Genomic DNA, 17,380 nt, shown 5'->3' with positions numbered 1-17,380 from the left:
ATCGATCAACGACCGCTCCGGTACTTGGAGAATGTATGGAGATTGGGTGGAGATCGACGGTGCCCATCACGACGCCAGGAACCGGCGCACCTCGTCGCAGAACACCTGCCAGGCCGGCTCGGCAGCGGTCAGCAGGTGATTGTTGCTGGCCAGCGACACCAGCCGGGATCCGGCGATCAACTCCGCGAGCTCTTCACCGAACCGCATCGGCACCCGGTGGTCATTGCGCGAATGCATGATCAGCGTCGGACACCGCACCTGTTGCGCCGCTTCCCGCACGTCGATACCGGCGAACTGGGTCAGGAACCGCACAGCGTTCTCCGGCGAGGTGGTGCGCCGCTGCAACTGGTCGAAGTCCGCCCAGTCCGCGCGGCTTCCGTCGGGCAGGAACTGGGCGGCGAAAACCTGGCGGAACGCGGGATCGTCGCGACCCCAGCCGACCCGGGCCAGATCGAGGTCCAGTTCCGCGGCGCGTTGCTCTTCGGGGCTGGCCGCGCGCACTCCACGTCCGCGCGCATACGCGCTGCAGAGCACCAGGTGGCTCACCTTTTCCGGATGCCGGGCCGCGTACTCGATCGCCACCGCGCCGCCCTGCGACACCCCCAGAAGCGGAAAGCTTTGCAGTCCAACGGCATCCACCACGGACTCGAGGTCGGCGACCCAGTCCTCGAAGCTGAACTCCCCCACCTCCCAATCCGAAAGTCCGCAGCCGCGTTCGTCGTAGCGGATGAAGGTGTGCTCCGCGGACAGGTCGTTGACCCAGTGCCGCCACACCGGGCTTTCGATGTCGTAGGCCAGATGCGTCATCCAGTTGGCGGCCCGCACCAGCGGCGGCCCCTGCCCTGCGGTGGCGTAGGCCAGCCGCACACCGTCGCTGGCCCGGCAGAACGAAATGTGCTGGGGTGGCGCCGCGGCGACCACCGGCACGGCCGGTTCAATCGTCGTCGCCACCGTCCCGACGAAGCGATAGCCACGGCCACGCACGGTCCGGATGTACCGCTGGGACTCCCCGTCGTCACCGAGTGCGCGGCGGGCCGCCTTGATCCGGCTGGTCAGCGCCGCCTCACCGACGAACTTGCCGCCCCACACCGAATCGAACAGTTCCTCTTTGGTGACCACCCGTTCGTGGTGGGCGACCAGCTGCGCCATGACGTCGAAGACCTGCGGTTCGACCCGGATCACCGTATCGCCGGAACGGAGTTCGTAATTGGGGGTGTCCAGCACGAAGTCGTCGAAGCGCCAGACGCCCGAGTCGGCGGGCACCGATGGAGATGACTCCGGGGGCACGTCCCGATCTTAGCTGCGAAATCCCTGTGCGCCGTCAGGCGTCATCGCCGAACGTGACGACCACCTTGTCCGCCGCGCCCGGGGTGGACGCCAGTCTCAGCGCCTCGTCGACGTTGCCGAACGGCACCGTGTGACTGACAATCAGCCGGTAGGTCTCCCAGTTTGCGACGAGATCGCTTGTCACGGCGAATATTTCGTCGGGGTATCCGATCGAGCCGAGGATGGTGATCTCGTTGCTCATGACGTTGATGAATTCAATGGGCACCGGTTCCTTGTGCACGGCAACGACGGCGAGGGTGGCGCCTTTCTTGGCGGCGGCCAGTGCGGTGTTGATGACGGCGGGTACGCCCGCCGCGTCGAGGTAGATGTCGGTGCCGGCCTTGCCGGGAAACATGGCTTCGCCGGTGCCGTGCAGTTCGACGAGCCTGGCGAGCATGTCGTCGTCGGCGGAGTTGATGACGGCGTCGGCGCCGATCTGCAGCGCCGTGTCCAGTCGCGCCGGGATGACGTCGGCGACGATGATATGGCTGACCCCCAGCGCTTTGAAGGCCAGCACCGAGCCAAGGCCGATCGGTCCGGCGCCGAAGATCACGACCTTGTCCGTCGGCTTGGGTCGGCAGCGGTTGGCGGCGTGCCGCGCGACCGCCATCGGTTCGTTGAGCGCGGCCACCTCCCAGGGGATGTGGTCCGGAATCACCTCAAGGCTCACGCCCCGGACGGCGTTCTCAATGAGCAGGTAATCGGCGAGCGCGCCGCTGTCACCGCCGTTGCCGATGATGTTGGACGGCGCAGCCATCGGGTTGATCACGACGTGATCGCCGACCCGCAAGCCCGTGACGTCGGCACCGACTTCGACGATCTCGCCGGCCGGCTCGTGGCCGAGCGGAGTGTGTCCCTGCCGGGGCGGAAGGCCGCCGATGGCGATGTAGAGGCTGTCGGATCCGCAGATGCCGCAGGCGCGCATCCTGACCAGCACGTCGGCCGGGCCGGCCGTCGGGCGTGGTGTGTCGACGACTTCGGCGGTGCCGGGGCCGGTCACGATCGATGCCAACATGTGTGACTCCTCGCTAGAACGTCAGCGCCACCCGTCGGCGGCCTTGGCCGCCTGGACCAGCGCATCGCACAATTCGCGCAATTCGTGGGTGGCCGCGCCCTCGTCAACGGCGGTGGCGACGTCCTCGGCGGCGCACCGCACCTGATAGACCCGATCGGACAGCTCGGCGGCCTCATCGGCGGAGAGCACCACCGCGTCCTCGGGAATGTCGCTGCCCTTGACCAGGGCGCGCTGTTCGTATGCGCGCTGCCGGCACGACTGCCGGCAGTACTGCCTGCGCCGGCCCATCCCGGCGTCGGCCACCTCGCGGCCGCACCACCGGCACGGTTGAGAGCGGGTACGACGCGTCACGCCTTGTGACTGTAGACGGCTTGACCCAATGCTCCCGGTATCATGGGGGGTCGAGTCGGGAACCGCAGTGATTGGTCTTGCGTTCACTATCCGGACTTCATAGAGGGCCCCGGCCCTGGATAGACACTGAGGAGAGTTGACGATGGCTGATCGTGTCCTGAGAGGCAGCCGGCTCGGAGCCGTGAGCTACGAGACCGACCGCAACCACGACCTGGCGCCGCGTCAGATCGCGCGGTACCGCACCGACAACGGCGAGGAATTCGAAGTTCCGTTCGCCGACGACGCCGAGATTCCCGGCTCCTGGCCCTGCAAGAACGGCCTGGAGGGCACGCTTATCGACGGCGACCTGCCCGAGCCCAAGAAGGTCAAGCCGCCCCGCACCCACTGGGACATGCTGCTGGAGCGCCGCTCGGTTGAGGAGCTCGAGGAGCTGCTCAAGGAGCGTATGGACCTGATCAAGTCCAAGCGCCGCGGAAGCTGATCTAGCGGACGACGCCGCGGGCGCGGTCCATGCGCCCGCCGACGCCCCACTGAGCGACCTTGACCATCGCTTCGCGAATGTTCGAGCCGCTCATTTTTGAGACCCCGAGTTCGCGCTCGCGGAAGGTGATGGGCACCTCGATGACGGTGAATCCGCTGTTGATCGTGCGCCACGTGAGATCGATCTGGAAGCAGTAGCCCTTGGAGTCGACCGCCGACAGGTCGATCTTCTCCAGCACCTCGCGCCGGTAGGCGCGGTAACCCGCGGTGATGTCGTGGATGTCGACGCCGAGCAGGACCCGCGAATAGGTGTTGGCGGTCTTGGACAGCACCAGCCGCCGGTAGGGCCAGTTGCGGACCGTTCCGCCCTGGACATACCGCGAGCCGATGGCCAGGTCGGCGCCATTGTCGATCGCGTCGAGCAGGCGATAGAGCTGTTCGGGAGCGTGGCTGCCATCGGCGTCCATCTCCACCAGCACGCTGTACTGCCGGCCCAGTCCCCAGGCGAACCCGGCGAGGTACGCCGCGCCCAAGCCGTCCTTGGCGTTGCGGTGCATCACATGCACCCGGTCGGGATCGGCCAGCGACAGCTCGTCGGCGAGTTCGCCGGTGCCGTCGGGGCTGCCGTCATCGACGATCAGCACGTGGACGTCAGGGCGAGCCGTGTGGACGCGACCCACGATCAGCGGCAGGTTCTCCAGCTCGTTGAACGTGGGGATGATCACCAGGGTGCGCTGGCTGGGAAGCTCAGCGCCCGTTTTGCCCCGGTCGGTCATGACTCTCCTTCGTCGTGCTGTCCGGCCAGTGCGGAGGATGATTCGCCCTGCTCTGGCGGGTTGTCGTCATCGTCTCCGCCCCCGGACATGCTGCTTGCGTCCCGTTCCCGATTTCTGCGGCGAATCGGACGCATGAACCAACCATTGTGCAGTATCGCGGCCATCAAAATGGCAACAGCGGCCGCGACCAGCACCCATTGCACCAGCGGCCCCCACCGGGTGGCCGGGGTTTCGCTGGTCTTCAGCCGCACCGCGACATCGAGATAGGCCGGCGTGAAGAACTGGGTCCGGGCCACCTCATGGCCGTCCGGCGCGATCACGGCACTGATCCCTGTGGTGCCGGCCACCACCACGTACCGGTCGTGCTCGACGGCTCGGGCGCGGGCGAACGCCAGCAGCTGTTCGCTCATGTTCTCGTCGAAGGTCGCGTTATTGGTGGGCACCGCCAGCACTTGCGCGCCGTTGCGGACGGACTCGCGCAGCGCCCGGTCGAAGATGACCTCCCAGCAGGTCGCCACCCCGACCGGCACCCCGGCGGCGTGCACGACGCCCGATCCGGTCCCCGGCACGAAGTAGCCGGCGCGATCGGCGAACGACGAGAGGTGCCGGAAGAAGCCGCGCCAGGGCATGTACTCGCCGAACGGCTGGATGATCTGCTTGTCGTGGCGCTCCCCCGGCCCGGTGACCGGATCCCAGACGACGGCGGTGTTCGACGCCGCCGGGTTCTCCGGAGTCCAGTCCGGGCGGGCGACGACGGTGCCGACCAGGATCGGCGCGCCGATCGCCTGCGCGGCCACACTGATCTGCTGGGCGGCGTCTGAGTTGGTGAACGGGTCGATATCCGAGGAGTTCTCCGGCCAGATCACGAACTGCGGCTGCGGCGCCTTTCCTGCGTGCACGTCCTCGGCCAACTGCACGGTCTGACGGACGTGGTTGTCCAGGACGGCGCGACGCTGACTGTTGAAGTCCAGGCCCAGTCGCGGGACGTTGCCCTGGATCGCGGCCACCGTGACCGTCGGCTCGTTGCCTGCACCGCCGGCGGCGCGGCGTACCTGCGGGGCGGCGACCGCGGTGGTCAGCAGGACCGCGGTGATGCACAGCCCCGGCAGCAGCACGCCGGGCAGCGATGCGTGCTCGGCCGTCTCCGTGGCGTCGCTGCGCTGCAACCAGCGCACGATCTCCAACGTGAGCGCGGCCAGCGACGCGCCGATCAGGACGATCCCGAACGACAACAGCGGCACTCCGCCGAGCTGGACCAGCGACAGGAACGGCCCATTGGTTTGCCCGAAACCGACTACGCCCCAAGGGAATCCACCGAACGGCACCGTCGATTTCAGCCACTCCTGCAGTGCCCACATCAGGGCCAGCCACAGTGGCCAGCCCGGCAGTCGCCGAACCACGACAGCGAGTAGGCCGAACAACGCCGGGAAGAGCGCCTCCATGGCGGACAGTGCCAGCCACGGCACCGGGCCCACCAGCCCGCTGATCCAGGGAATGAGCGGGATGTAGAACGCGAGGCCGAACAGGAACCCGTAGCCCAGCCCGCCGGCCGGTGTCGTCTTGGGGTGCACCAGAACCCAGCTGAACATCGCGAAGCTCACCACCGCCGACCACCACCAGCCGATCGGCGGGAAGCTGATGCACAGCAGCAGCCCGGCGGTCACCGCGCACAGCAGCCGCATCATCCGCGGCGGGAATGCGGTGCTGAACCATTTCAGCAGCCGGCTAGCCATGGAGCACGACACCTCGATGGACGGTCTGCCGGCAGTGCGGCAGCGGATCGCCCGGATCCAGTCGCGGCAGCGCGGGCACCCGCGAGCGCGGGTCGGTGGACCACCGCTGGACGCTGTCGGCCGGGGCAGTCACATCGAGATTGTGGACCTCCCACACCGCGTACGACGCCGGGGCGCCGGGCACCAGCGTGCCGCTGATCCCGTCGCGCTCACCGCCGGCCCGCCACGCACCTCTGGTCGCGGCGGCAAAGGCCGCACGCACGGAGATCGCACTTCCGGGGGTCTGATGGTGGCTCGCCGCACGCACGGTTGCCCAGGGATTGATGCTGGTCACCGGGGCATCTGAACCGAACGCCATAGGCACGCCTGCCGATGCTAACAGCGAGAACGGGTTGAGCAGGGCGGCTCGGCCGGAACCGAGACGGCGGGCGTACATGCCGTCGCCGCCGCCCCACAGCGCGTCGAAATTAGGCTGCATGCTGGCGGTGATCCCGCACTGGCCGAGCGTGGCTGCCTGCTCGGCGGTCACCATCTCCAGATGTTCGAGCCGATGCCCGCAGCGGGCGACGGCGGGCGCACCGAACCGCTCGACGAGACCGGCCACGGCGTCGGCCACCGCACGCACCGCGGCGTCGCCGATCACGTGGAATCCGGCCGTCACCCCGGCCTCGGTACAGGCGGTCAGGTGGTCGGTGATGCCGTCGGGGTCCAGGTAGCAGTTTCCGGTGCTGTCCGGCGCGTCGGTGTACGGCTCGCACAGCCACGCAGTGTGTGAGCCCAGCGCGCCGTCGACGAACAGGTCGCCTGCCAATCCCCGTGCGCCGGTCGCCTCGATGAGCGCCCTGGCCTGGGCAGCGCTGGAGACCGCTTCGCCCCAGTAGCCGATGACGTCGACGCCGTGCTCGGTGGCGCGCAGCTCCTGCCAGTCGTCGGTCCCGCCGATGTCGGGTCCGGCGCACTCGTGCACGGCGACGATGCCCGCGGCGGCCACCGCATCGAGTGCGGCCCGCCGGGCGTCGGTGCGCTGCTGCGCGGTGAGCAGCCGCCTGGCTTCGCTGCGGACCAGGTGGTGGGCGTCGGCCGTCAGCGGCCGGTGCGGGTCGTATCCGGCGACCGCAGGCAACCCGGGGACCAGGTCACGCAGCGCGGTCGAGGCCACTGCCGAATGGACGTCGACGCGGGCCAGGTAGGCGGGCGCCGCGCCGGCGACGGCGTCGAGCTCCGCGGTGCTCGGGGCGTCGTCACGCGCCCAGCCGGTGTCGTCCCAGCCGTGCGCCCAGATCGGCTGGCCGGGGTGGGCCGCCATGTGCTCGGCGACCAGGGTCAGGCAGTGCTGTTTGGAGGTCGCCGAGGTCAGGTCGAGACCGGTCATGAGCAGGCCGGTAGAGGTCAGATGGATGTGGCTGTCGACGAAAGCGGGTGACACGAACGCGCCCTGCAGGTCGACGACCTGCGCATCACCGAACTGCGAACCTCCCACGCTGTCACTGCCCAGCCAGGCGACGACGCCGTCGCGCACCGCCATCGCGGTGGCGTCGGGATGCGACGGGCTATGGATGCGCCCGTTCAGCAGCAGTGTGGTCACGGTGGATCAGTCTGCCCCGGTCTGGCGGGGCCAGAACACTCCGGTCAGAACTCGCGATAGGCCGTCGGGCGCGGGACGATGTTGGCGTCGTGAATGGGTGCGGAGACCTGGTCCTCGACGACCTCACCGTCGATGTAGTCCCCGCGGCCGGGATAGCCCGGCACGGTCAGGTTGACGACGGCGACCCGGCGGGCGATGCCGCGAGTCAGCAACATCCCGGCCAGTGGGCGCACCACACTGCGGGTCGGCGGCAGCAGCATCAACGCACCGAGCGCGGTGCTGACCAGGCCGGGGATGAATACCAGGACGGTGCCCAACGCGAGGAGCATGCTGTCCGCCACGGCGCCCTGCGGGTCGGTGCGGGTGCGCTGCAGGCGCAGGAGCTGCCGCTTGACCTGGGAACCGGCCAACGCAACGCCGACCACCGAGGTGGCCAGCAGGATCAGCAGCGTCCACCCGAGCCCAAGAGACCAGGTCAACGCGGCCAGAACCGCGAGCTCGACCACGGCGTAGAGGAAAAACGTCCGCATCACCATGCAAGAGCAACGAGCCGGCGCGGCCACCGGTTCCGATGAGCCTGATAACAGCCTGTGGGTTTCTATGGCCCTGTGAGTTTCTATGGCGTAGTGATCTCGAGCGCGACGTGCACCTTGTCGATGCCGCCGCGGACCAGGCTGTGCAGATAGAACCATGCCGCGTGTTGCCAGTAGCGGCGCAGCACCATGTTGTAGACGTCGCGGGTCTCCGAATCCGGCAGCACCCGGGCGGTCGCCTCGACGGCGTCGCCCTTCGGCTTTCCCAGCGCATGGGACTCGGCGATGGTGACCCGCGGGGTGTTGCGGATCCGCTTGACCTTCCAGGACACCCGGTCGGTGATCACCAGCAGACGGTCACCGTCGGGCACACCCCAGATGGCCGTGGGCTTGGGTGTGCCGTCCTTGGTGAACGTGGTGAGCAGCAGATACTTCGCTTGGGAAACGTCGGGGAAGGTCGGGGGCAGCACCGTGTTGGCCATGCGTGCCTGTTCCCGTTGGTTGACGTTTCGAAGCATCAGCCTCAGGCGGCCCGCAATTCCAGGCCGATCGTGCGCTTGGCACCACCGCGCAGCTTGCTGAAGAAGTTGAAGACGTGGCCGACGATCCCGTAGCGCTTGCCGATCGCCTGATAGACGCGTTCGGTCTGGGATTCGTCGAGCACACTCGCCACCGCCTCGACGGCGTCGCTCTTGACATTGCCGCGCATATCGCAGACCGCCACCGTCACGCGCGGGGTATTACGAATCCGCTTGACCTTCCAGGCGTTCTTCTCGGTGATCACCAGCGCGGCGTCCCCGTCGCGCACCACCCAGATCGCGGTGGGCTTGGGTCGGCCGTCCTTGGTGAACGTGGTCAGTGAGATGTACTTCGCCTTGACGACGTCGGCGAATGTGAGTGCCATAGGAGCCAACCTATCGTGCTTCGAGGTCGCCCTCGGTCTCCAGAAGCACCTGCCGCAGACCGTCGAGCATGGCCGGATCGGGGTTCTCCCACATGCCGCGGCCGACGGCCTCGAGCAGCCGCTCCGATATCCCGTGCAGCGCCCAGGGATTGGACTCGTCCATAAACTTGCGGTTCTCCGGGTCCAGCACATACTTCTCGGTCAGCTGCTCGTACATCCAGTCGGCCATCACGCCCGCGGTGGCGTCATACCCGAACAGGTAGTCCACCGTCGCGGCCATCTCGAAGGCGCCCTTGTAGCCGTGCCTGCGCATCGCGGCCATCCACCGCGGATTGACCACGCGGGCCCGGAAGACGCGGGTGGTCTCCTCGGACAGGGTGCGGGTACGCACCGCGTCGGGACGGGTGTTGTCGCCGATATAGGCCTCCGGCGCCTGACCGGTGAGCGCCCGCACGGTCGCGACCATGCCGCCGTGGTACTGGAAGTAGTCGTCGGAGTCGGCGATATCGTGCTCGCGAGAGTCGGTGTTCTTGGCGGCCACCACGATTCGGCGGTACTGCATGGACATGTCCTCGGCGGCCGGTATGCCGTCGAGTTCGCGCCCGTAGGCAAACCCGCCCCATGCGGTGTAGACCGCAGCCAGGTCGGCGTCGTCACGCCAGTTGCGGCTGTCGATCAGCTGCAGCAGGCCGGCCCCGTAGGTACCGGGCTTGGAGCCGAAAATGCGTGTGGTGGCGCGTCTTTCGTCACCGTGTTCGGCGAGGTCCACCTGGGCGTGGGCGCGCACGAAGTTCTGCTCGGCCGGTTCGTCGAGCCCGGCCACCAGGCGTACCGCATCATCGAGCATCGTCACGACATGCGGGAAGGCGTCGCGGAAGAACCCGGAGATCCGGACCGTCACGTCGATACGGGGGCGGTCCAGCTCGGCCAGCGAGATAGCCTCCAGGTCGATGACGCGACGGGACGCGTCGTCCCACACCGGCCGGACACCCAGCAGCGCAAGGACTTCGGCGATATCGTCGCCCGAGGTGCGCATCGCCGAGGTGCCCCACACCGACAGGCCGACCGATCGCGGCCAGTCGCCGTGGTCGGCGCGGTAGCGCGCGAGCAGCGAATCAGCCATCGCCACACCGGTTTCCCAGGCCAGCCGGGACGGGACCGCCTTGGGGTCGACGGAGTAGAAGTTGCGCCCGGTGGGCAGCACGTTGATCAGACCGCGCAGCGGGGAACCCGACGGACCGGCGGGGATGAACCGGCCGTCGAGCGCGCGCAGCACCTGATCGATCTCCGCGGCCGTACCGGCCAGCCGCGGCACCACCTCGGTCGCCGCGAACCGCAGGATCGCCGCGACGCCCTCGTCGTCGGTCAGTTCGGCGACGCGCCCGGCGTCCCAGCCGGTGGCCTGAAGCCCGGCCAGCAGGGCGCGGGCCTGTTGTTCGGCCGCGTCGACGGTGACCCTGTCGTCGGTGCCGTCCTCGGCGAGCCCGAGAGCCTGGCGCAGGCCGGGCAGGTGCTGTTCGCCTGCGAAGAGCTGACGCGCCCGCAGGATCGCCAGCACCAGGTCGAGCTGCGCCTCACCGGCCGGAGCGACACCGAGGATGTGCAGGCCGTCGCGGATCTGGACGTCCTTGATCTCACAGAGCCAGCCGTCGACATGCAGCAGCATGTCGTCGAAGGAGTCGTCCTCGGGCCGTTCGGCCAGGCCGAGATCGTGGTCCATCTTGGCCGCACGCATCAGCGTCCAGATCTGCTGACGAATCGCCGGCAGCTTGCCCGGGTCGAGCGCGGCGATGTTGGCGTGCTCGTCGAGAAGCTGTTCGAGGCGGGCGATATCGCCGTAACTTTCGGCCCGTGCCATCGGCGGGATGAGATGGTCGACCAGGGTGGCATGCGCGCGGCGCTTGGCCTGGGTGCCCTCCCCCGGGTCGTTGACCAGGAACGGGTAGATCAGCGGCAGATCACCGAGTGCGGCGTCGGTGGCGCAGGCCGCCGACATGCCGACCGTCTTTCCGGGCAACCATTCCAGGTTGCCGTGCTTGCCCAGGTGCACTGCGGCATGTGCGCCGAAGCCGTGTCGCACCCACATATAGGTCGCCAGGTAATGGTGACTCGGGGGCAGATCGGGATCGTGGTAGATGGCCACCGGGTTCTCACCGAACCCGCGCGGCGGCTGGACCAGGATCACGACGTTCTCGGATTGGATTGCGGCGACGACGATCTCGCCGTCCGGGTCGTGGGTGCGGTCGACGAACAACTCACCCGGTGCCGGACCCCAATGGGTGACCACCGCGTCGGTCAGCTCGGCGGGCAGCGTCGCGAACCACTCCCGGTAGTGCGCGGCCGGGATGCGGATCGGGTTGCCTGCCAGCTGGCCCTCGGTGAGCCAGTCGGGGTCCTGGCCACCGCGTTCGATCAGCGCATGCATCAGGGCGTCGCCGTCGGAGGCGTCGACGCCGGGGATATCGCCGATGCGGTAGCCGGCATCGCGCAACGCATGCAGCAGTGCCACGGCACTGGCCGGGGTGTCGAGCCCGACCGCGTTGCCGATCCGCGAATGCTTGGTCGGGTAGGCCGAAAACACCAGTGCCAGCCTCTTATCGGCCGGCGCGACGCGGCGGAGGGTGGCGTGCTTGACCGCCAAGCCGGCCACCCGGGCGCACCGCTCGGGGTCGGGTACATAGGAGATCAGGCCGTCGGAGTCGATCTCCTTGAACGAGAACGGGACCGTGATGATGCGCCCGTCGAATTCGGGCACCGCAACCTGGGTCGCGACGTCCAGTGGACTCATACCGTCGTTGTTATCCGACCAGTTGGCCCGCGAGCTGGTGAGGCACAATCCCTGAAGGATCGGAACATCCAGGGCGGCAAGGTGTTTGACATTCCAATGGTCGTCGTCGTGGCCGGCCCCCACGGTCGCGGGGCGGGCGCCGCCTGCGGCCAGCACGGTGACCACCATGGCGTCGGCGGTGCCGAGCAGTTCCAGTAGTTCGGGTTCGGGTGTCCGCAGTGAGGTGCAGTACACCGGGAGTGCGCGGCCACCGGCCTCTTCGATCGCGGCGGACAGCGCCTCGATGTAGCCGGTGTTGCCGGCCAGCTGCTGGGCCCGGTAGTACAGCACCGCGACCGTCGGCCCCTCGGCGGCGTCACTCGCCCGTTCCAGTACCCCCCAGGTCGGGGTGGCCGACGGCGGGTTGAAGCCGAGTCCGGTCATCAGCACGGTGTCGGACACGAACGCATGCAGCTGGCGCAGGTTCTCCACCCCGCCCTGCGCCAGGTAGATGTGGGTCTGCACGGCGATGCCGGCGGGCACCGTGGAGCGTTCCATGAGGTCGGCGTCGGGGGCCTGCTCGCCGGTCACGACGATGGTCGGCCGCCCGCTGGCCACCACCGCGTCGATACCGTCCTGCCAGGCCCGATAGCCGCCCAGAATCCGCACGACCACCAGGTCGGCCGCGTCGAGCAGCTCTGTCAGCTCACCGTCGATCAGCCGCGAGGGGTTGGCCCACCGGTAGTCCGCGCCGCTGGCGCGGGCGGTGATCAGGTCGGTATCCGACGTCGACAGCAGCAACACGGTGGGAGACACCCACCATTCGTACCGTATGGCCAGCGTCGCGCCCTATTCGGATCGTGGCTAGCGCAATGGTGTACGGCGCGGCGGTGCGCCGAGACCATCGACGTTATGTCCAACTCCCTCGACGTTTCCAAGCTCGGCGCCAACATCGGCGCGGTGGTCTCCGGGGTGCGCCTCGGCGGCGATCTGCACCCCAGCACCGTCGACGAAATCCGCGCGGCGCTACTGGAACACAAGGTCATCTTCTTCCGCGATCAGCATCACCTCGACGACGACGGCCAGGTGGCGTTCGCCGGCCTGCTCGGGGTGCCGACGATCGCCCACCCCACCGTCACGTCACGCGGCGACACCGTGCTGCCCATCGATTCGCGCTACGACAAGGCCAACTCCTGGCACTCCGACGTCACGTTCGTCGACCGGCTGCCCAAGGCATCGCTGCTGCGCGCGGTGACCCTGCCCGCATATGGCGGCAGCACGGTGTGGGCAAACACCGAGGCCGCCTACGACCAGCTGCCCCCGCCGCTGCGGGCGCTCGCCGAGAACCTCTGGGCCACCCACACCAACCTCTACGACTACGTGGACGGTCACGGCGACACGGTGTCCGACGAAACCCGGGAATACCGCAACGAATTCGAGTCCGCGTATTACGAGACCGAGCATCCGGTGGTGCGGATTCATCCGGAGACGGGCCGGCGGGTGCTGGTGCTGGGCCATTTCGTCAAACGGTTCGTCGGGCTCGGCAGCAGCGAGTCGGCGAGCTTGTTCGCGCTGCTGCAGAACCGGATCACCCGGTTGGAGAACACTGTCCGATGGAACTGGCAACTCGGCGACATCGCGGTGTGGGACAACCGTGCCACCCAGCACTACGGGGTGGCCGATTACGACGACCAGCCGCGATTCCTGCGCCGGGTGACGCTGGCCGGCGACCTCCCGGTTGACGTTCACGGCGGGCGCAGCCGGGTCATCGCCGGCGACGCCTCGCACTACTCCGACGTGGTGGCCGCCGATGTGGTTGCCGCTCAGCCGGTTCCGGTCGGCTAGTCCTCGGCACGCAGAAACGGGCTCAGCGCAACGCCCATGACGGCGACGACGGCCACCGGAGCGAGCAGCGGTAGCCACGACAGCCCCGACGGCAACGTGGTCGCCACGATCCCGACAGCCGCGAAGCCGACGATCCCCACGGCCGTCGGTCGCGTCACCGCAGCGTGCGTCAGCACCAGGTACGCCGCCGCGCATACTCCCGAGACCGCGGCCCCCATCGGTTGCGGATCAGTGAGCGCGACCGCGCAGATCACCGCGAGCACGGCCGCGGTGGCGGCGACCCGCAGGTAGAGCCCGGCCAGCACCGCGATCAGAGCCACGGCCACCGCGATCAGCCCCCGCGCGTCGGCGCCCACGGCGGCCGCACCGGCCATCACCACCCCGAAACCCGCTGCCAACAGCCGCCGGGATGTCACGAGGAGCGCCGGGCTCGGTCGGGCACCAGGCTTATCGCCTGATCGAGGGTGACTGCCGCGGGCCAGGACACCACGTCGACGCCGATCACCTTCATGTCGCGGTACATCGCCGAGCGCTGCAGCGCCCACATCCGTTCCAGGATCGGGTCGTCGCTGTCGGGGAACGGCCAGCCCTCCAGCACGTCGACTGCCACGACGGTGTGTCCCCGCTTGCACAGGTCGATCAGCGCCAGTGCGAACTCGGTGTCGAGCATCGTCGAGAAACCGACAACGACCGCACCGGGTGGCACGGCGGCCCGCGGCGCCAATGTTCCTGCGGTGTCCTGGTATTCGCGGCCCACGCCGAGGGCAGCGTCGAGTATCCGGTAGAACTGGCGACGGCCGATGTCGGCACCCAGCCAGCGGGGTCGACGACCACCGAGCCCGACGATGCCGGCCCGGTCACCGTTGCGCAGTGCGGTCTGCACCACCTGCGTGGCGCCGCGCAGCGCCCGCTCGGTGACCGCCGTCGCCGGGCCGGCCGGTTGGGCACTCATGTCGACCAGCACCACCACGTCGGCGGCGCGGTCGGTCAGCCGTTCGGTGACGTGGAGGCTGCCGCGGCGCGCGCTGACCGCCCAATTCACCGCGCGGAGCTGATCGCCGGGCAGATAGGGGCGAATGTCGGCGAATTCGACCCCGGGGCCGATATGACGGGTCAGGTGGGTGCCGAGCCGGTCCGGCAGTTCGGTGCGCGGAATCCCGGTCGACTGCGGTGGCGCGACCGGGAAGACGAACAGATCGGTGGCCTCGATGATCGCGGCGCCGGTGAGAAGCCCGCCGGCCGCGACAACGTCGACCCGAGTGCTCAGCGGGTAACGCCCCCAGCGCGATGCTTCGGCGGACACCGTCATGCCGGCGTCGTCGCCCCCGATCACCTCCGTCTGCAAACCCGGCACCGCACAAACTTTCAGCGTCGCCGCCGCCCCGGTCGACTCCCCGGCCAGCTCCGCGCTCAGCTGCACCCGCTCGTTCTCGAAACACCGCGTCATCGCCGGGCGGCCCAGCACCGATGCCGTCGACGGCTTGCGCTGCCAACCGATCGAGGCCAGCACACCGAGCATCGGTGCCACGAACGCGACCAGCTGCCAGCGTGCCCCGATCACCGCCACCGCCAGCGCGACACCGGCACACGTGGCGATCGCCCTGGTCAACGGCGATGCGCTCCAATGCAATACGGCCTCGGTATGGCGGCCTTGATCTATTTCCGAATCCATCACTGCCCCTGACCGCGCGCCCGCGGTACCGGCAGCCGCCGCAGCAGTTGTTCGACCACGTCGGAGCCGTGCACGCTGCGCACCCACATCTCCGGGCGCAGGCTGATCCGATGGGCGATCGCCGGCACGGCCAGCGCCTTGACGTCCTCGGGGATCACGTAGTCCCGGCCGGACACCAGCGCGCGAGCGCGGGCCAGCTGGACCAGGTCGAGTTCGGCCCGCGGGCTGGCGCCGACGGCCACCTGCGGGTGGCTGCGAGTTGCCGTCGCCACGGAGACGACGTAGTGCAGGACGTCGTCGTGCACCGATACCCGTTCCACCGATTCCCGCATGGCCAGAAGGTCTTTGGCGTCCACGACCTGGTTGATCGTCGCCTCTGCCGAACCTCGCTCGATGCGGCGGCGCAACATCGACGCCTCCTCCGCTTCGGTGAGGTACTTCAGGGCGACCTTGACAGCGAAGCGGTCGAGCTGAGCTTCCGGCAGCGGGTAGGTGCCCTCGTACTCGATCGGGTTGTCGGTGGCCAGCACGATGAACGGGGAAGGCAGCGGGTGGGTTTCACCGTCGATGCTGACCTGTCGCTCGGCCATGGCCTCCAGCAGTGCGGCCTGCGTCTTGGGCGGGGTTCGGTTGATTTCGTCGGCCATCACCAGATTGGTGAAGATCGGGCCGGGCCGGAACTCGAAACGGCCGGACTGCATGTCGTAGATAGTGGAGCCGAGCAGGTCGGCGGGCAGCAGGTCGGGGGTGAACTGCACCCGGGTGAAGTTCAGCCCCAACGCCGCGGCGAACGACCGCGCGATCAGTGTCTTGCCCATCCCGGGCAGATCCTCGATCAGGACGTGCCCGCCGGCCAGCACGGTGGTCAGGATCAGCGTGAGCGCGGCGCGCTTGCCGACCACCGCACGCTCGATTTCGTCGAGCACCGCTTCGCAGTAGGCCGTCATCGCCGGCGCCGGCATCGTCATAGGTCTTCCATCCGTCGCAGGATCTCCTCGAGCGTCGCGTACCCCGGTCCGGGTTCGCGGCCACCGCCGCGCGCGACATTGTTGGGGTCCACCCAGCCCCACAGGTCCTCGCCGAACACGATGCGCCCGGTTGCCTGTAATGCCACCGGATCCCGCTGACGGGTGGCCAGCACGAACTCGCGCGCCAGCCGGGGCCGCAGGTGCCGGTCCCAGTCGCCCCGGGTGGAATCCGCCCACTGAATCGTCGCCTCAGTGCGAGACCGCCAGCGCCGCAACGCTTCTGCGGGATCGTCTGCTCCACCCTCGGCCAGCGGACGTTGTTGTGCCCCTTCAAAACTCAATCGGGCCGCGAGCAGGAACACCGCCACTGCCAAACCCGCGAACGGCAGCACCCACCTGCCGGCGGCCAGGACCAGCGCCAGGACCTCGGCCCCCGCGACCAGGAACAGCCCACCCGCCACGAGCCTGATCACACCGGGCTCCTCAGCTCGTCGAGAACGAGGCGAAGAGCGCGCTCGGCGGCTTCGCGATGCCCCTCGTTCATCACGTGGGTGCTGAATCGGGCCTCGGCGAACAGGGTGACGAGTTCGGTTGCGCTGCCGGCCTGGATCGCTTCATGCTCGACGGCGCGGGCCAATACCTCCGAGGGGGTGTCCGACTCCTGCGGCGCCGCACCAGGAGCGCTGGCCAGCGCGTGTTCCATCGCCGCGTAACAGGCGATGATGGCCTCCCGCGGTTCACGGCTGAGGTCACCGACCTCGGCCAGACCTCGCTCGGCGGCCAGCGCAAGCGATCCCGGCCCCGGCGGCACCGGTTCCCGGTCTGGGTCACCCGCGACGAGGGGGGCCGGTGCCGCACCACGGCGGCCGCGAACCCGGAGCACGACCATGCCCACGACGACCACCACCAGCAAGGCGCCCATGGCGAACATCAGGTACCAGTAGACGGGGTCAGGGCCGCCCGGCTCGGGAGCCGGTGGACGCGGGGCGCTCCCCCGACCCGGCGGCATGGGGCCGGGCGGTGCGTTTGGCGGCGCCGCCGGCGGGTCGCCCTGAAGTTGCGGCAGACGCAGCTGCGCAAGCAGCGCGACGACCAGCAGCCAGGCCAGGATCACGGCGACGATGACCAGCACGAAGCGCCAACTTCGTCGCACCCCACCGATCCCACCGCCCGGGACCTCGTAGCGCGCAGACTGTTTGGCTCGCCGCGGGTCGCGCAGCGACGCCACGATCGACACGATGATCACCAGAAGGCAGGCGACCACCAGGGCCAGCATCCCCAGCAGGCCCGCCGTGTTGTCAGTCGGTGGTTCGCGGTGGGCCGGTTGCGTCCCAGGCAGACGCCCACGCAAAGCCACCCCGAGCAGCAGGACCGAGGTGACCAGTGCGGCCACCCGCACCTTCGCCTGCCTGGTCCCAGACATTG

At 68.8% G+C, this 17,380-nt stretch carries 17 protein-coding genes; 2 read left to right on the top strand and 15 right to left on the bottom strand.

The features are described 5' to 3' along the window. Positions 1-66: 66 nt before the first annotated feature. The 3 genes from SLQ31_RS14200 to SLQ31_RS14190 are packed head-to-tail and all read right to left on the bottom strand — an operon-like array spanning position 67 to position 2,692. Complete coding sequence (locus tag SLQ31_RS14200; protein WP_319433608.1) at positions 67-1,287, bottom strand: alpha/beta fold hydrolase; 1,221 nt, start codon at positions 1,285-1,287, stop codon at positions 67-69. A 34-nt stretch (positions 1,288-1,321) separates the two neighbouring features. Beyond that, on the bottom strand, positions 1,322-2,341 hold the full coding sequence (locus SLQ31_RS14195; RefSeq protein WP_319433605.1) for a zinc-dependent alcohol dehydrogenase: 1,020 nt from the start codon (positions 2,339-2,341) through the stop codon (positions 1,322-1,324). A 21-nt stretch (positions 2,342-2,362) separates the two neighbouring features. After that, a complete protein-coding gene (locus SLQ31_RS14190) occupies positions 2,363-2,692 on the bottom strand; it encodes a hypothetical protein (protein WP_319433603.1) in 330 nt (109 codons plus the stop codon). Between the two features lie 142 nt (positions 2,693-2,834). On the opposite strand from SLQ31_RS14190, the gene SLQ31_RS14185 reads away from it, so the two are divergent. Then, positions 2,835-3,173 (top strand): RNA polymerase-binding protein RbpA, encoded by a 339-nt coding sequence (locus tag SLQ31_RS14185; RefSeq protein WP_319433601.1) that lies wholly within the window; start codon positions 2,835-2,837, stop codon positions 3,171-3,173. A gap of 1 nt (position 3,174) precedes the next feature. Here SLQ31_RS14185 and SLQ31_RS14180 read toward each other — a convergent pair whose 3' ends face one another. The 7 genes from SLQ31_RS14180 to cobN all read right to left on the bottom strand — a co-directional run bounded on the left by SLQ31_RS14180 (position 3,175) and on the right by cobN (position 12,286). Next, a complete protein-coding gene (locus tag SLQ31_RS14180; RefSeq protein WP_319433599.1) occupies positions 3,175-3,948 on the bottom strand; it encodes a polyprenol monophosphomannose synthase in 774 nt (257 codons plus the stop codon). After that, positions 3,945-5,681 carry an apolipoprotein N-acyltransferase gene (gene lnt / locus SLQ31_RS14175; protein ID WP_319433597.1) on the bottom strand — a complete coding sequence of 579 codons (1,737 nt, stop codon included), beginning with the start codon at positions 5,679-5,681 and terminating at the stop codon, positions 3,945-3,947. Before lnt ends, SLQ31_RS14180 begins: the two co-directional genes overlap by 4 nt. Next, a complete protein-coding gene (locus tag SLQ31_RS14170; RefSeq protein ID WP_319433595.1) occupies positions 5,674-7,266 on the bottom strand; it encodes an amidohydrolase in 1,593 nt (530 codons plus the stop codon). Before SLQ31_RS14170 ends, lnt begins: the two co-directional genes overlap by 8 nt. Positions 7,267-7,310: 44 nt before the next feature. Continuing rightward, the gene (locus SLQ31_RS14165; RefSeq protein WP_413642092.1) at positions 7,311-7,802 is read right to left on the bottom strand and encodes an FxsA family protein; all 492 of its coding nucleotides are present in this window, start codon (positions 7,800-7,802) and stop codon (positions 7,311-7,313) included. A gap of 80 nt (positions 7,803-7,882) precedes the next feature. Continuing rightward, complete coding sequence (locus SLQ31_RS14160; protein ID WP_319434648.1) at positions 7,883-8,266, bottom strand: PPOX class F420-dependent oxidoreductase; 384 nt, start codon at positions 8,264-8,266, stop codon at positions 7,883-7,885. 56 nt (positions 8,267-8,322) lie between these two features. After that, the gene (locus SLQ31_RS14155) at positions 8,323-8,703 is read right to left on the bottom strand and encodes a PPOX class F420-dependent oxidoreductase (RefSeq protein ID WP_319433591.1); all 381 of its coding nucleotides are present in this window, start codon (positions 8,701-8,703) and stop codon (positions 8,323-8,325) included. 10 nt (positions 8,704-8,713) lie between these two features. After that, on the bottom strand, positions 8,714-12,286 hold the full coding sequence (gene cobN, locus SLQ31_RS14150) for a cobaltochelatase subunit CobN (RefSeq protein ID WP_319433589.1): 3,573 nt from the start codon (positions 12,284-12,286) through the stop codon (positions 8,714-8,716). A 96-nt stretch (positions 12,287-12,382) separates the two neighbouring features. On the opposite strand from cobN, the gene SLQ31_RS14145 reads away from it, so the two are divergent. Continuing rightward, positions 12,383-13,315, top strand: coding sequence for a TauD/TfdA family dioxygenase (locus SLQ31_RS14145; RefSeq protein WP_319433587.1), 933 nt, complete (start codon positions 12,383-12,385; stop codon positions 13,313-13,315). Here SLQ31_RS14145 and SLQ31_RS14140 read toward each other — a convergent pair. From SLQ31_RS14140 to SLQ31_RS14120, 5 genes are read right to left on the bottom strand one after another with little or no spacing between them, the layout of a single operon-like run. Continuing rightward, positions 13,312-13,731 (bottom strand): hypothetical protein, encoded by a 420-nt coding sequence (locus SLQ31_RS14140; protein WP_319433586.1) that lies wholly within the window; start codon positions 13,729-13,731, stop codon positions 13,312-13,314. The genes SLQ31_RS14145 and SLQ31_RS14140 overlap by 4 nt on opposite strands. Next, positions 13,728-14,987 (bottom strand): DUF58 domain-containing protein, encoded by a 1,260-nt coding sequence (locus SLQ31_RS14135; protein WP_319433584.1) that lies wholly within the window; start codon positions 14,985-14,987, stop codon positions 13,728-13,730. Before SLQ31_RS14135 ends, SLQ31_RS14140 begins: the two co-directional genes overlap by 4 nt. Continuing rightward, the gene (locus SLQ31_RS14130; RefSeq protein ID WP_319433582.1) at positions 14,987-15,955 is read right to left on the bottom strand and encodes a MoxR family ATPase; all 969 of its coding nucleotides are present in this window, start codon (positions 15,953-15,955) and stop codon (positions 14,987-14,989) included. The genes SLQ31_RS14135 and SLQ31_RS14130 overlap by 1 nt, the downstream gene beginning before the upstream one ends. Next, positions 15,952-16,428, bottom strand: a complete 477-nt coding sequence (locus SLQ31_RS14125; protein ID WP_319433580.1) for a hypothetical protein — start codon at positions 16,426-16,428, stop codon at positions 15,952-15,954. The genes SLQ31_RS14130 and SLQ31_RS14125 overlap by 4 nt, the downstream gene beginning before the upstream one ends. Next, on the bottom strand, positions 16,425-17,378 hold the full coding sequence (locus SLQ31_RS14120) for a DUF4129 domain-containing protein (protein WP_319433578.1): 954 nt from the start codon (positions 17,376-17,378) through the stop codon (positions 16,425-16,427). The genes SLQ31_RS14125 and SLQ31_RS14120 overlap by 4 nt, the downstream gene beginning before the upstream one ends. Between the last annotated feature and the right edge of the window lie 2 nt (positions 17,379-17,380).

The organism is Mycobacterium sp. RTGN5 (assembly GCF_033804465.1).
GTDB lineage: Bacteria > Actinomycetota > Actinomycetes > Mycobacteriales > Mycobacteriaceae > Mycobacterium.
This window is presented reverse-complemented; position numbering and strand designations above follow the sequence as displayed.

Coding starts and splice junctions, on each gene's coding strand:
- SLQ31_RS14195 (WP_319433605.1), bottom strand. CDS start 2,341: ATGTTGGCATCGATCGTGACCGGCCCCGGCACCGCCGAAGTCGTCGAC.
- SLQ31_RS14185 (WP_319433601.1), top strand. CDS start 2,835: ATGGCTGATCGTGTCCTGAGAGGCAGCCGGCTCGGAGCCGTGAGCTAC.
- SLQ31_RS14180 (WP_319433599.1), bottom strand. CDS start 3,948: ATGACCGACCGGGGCAAAACGGGCGCTGAGCTTCCCAGCCAGCGCACC.
- lnt (WP_319433597.1), bottom strand. CDS start 5,681: ATGGCTAGCCGGCTGCTGAAATGGTTCAGCACCGCATTCCCGCCGCGG.
- SLQ31_RS14165 (WP_413642092.1), bottom strand. CDS start 7,802: ATGGTGATGCGGACGTTTTTCCTCTACGCCGTGGTCGAGCTCGCGGTT.
- SLQ31_RS14155 (WP_319433591.1), bottom strand. CDS start 8,703: ATGGCACTCACATTCGCCGACGTCGTCAAGGCGAAGTACATCTCACTG.
- SLQ31_RS14145 (WP_319433587.1), top strand. CDS start 12,383: ATGTCCAACTCCCTCGACGTTTCCAAGCTCGGCGCCAACATCGGCGCG.
- SLQ31_RS14135 (WP_319433584.1), bottom strand. CDS start 14,987: ATGGATTCGGAAATAGATCAAGGCCGCCATACCGAGGCCGTATTGCAT.
- SLQ31_RS14130 (WP_319433582.1), bottom strand. CDS start 15,955: ATGACGATGCCGGCGCCGGCGATGACGGCCTACTGCGAAGCGGTGCTC.
- SLQ31_RS14120 (WP_319433578.1), bottom strand. CDS start 17,378: ATGTCTGGGACCAGGCAGGCGAAGGTGCGGGTGGCCGCACTGGTCACC.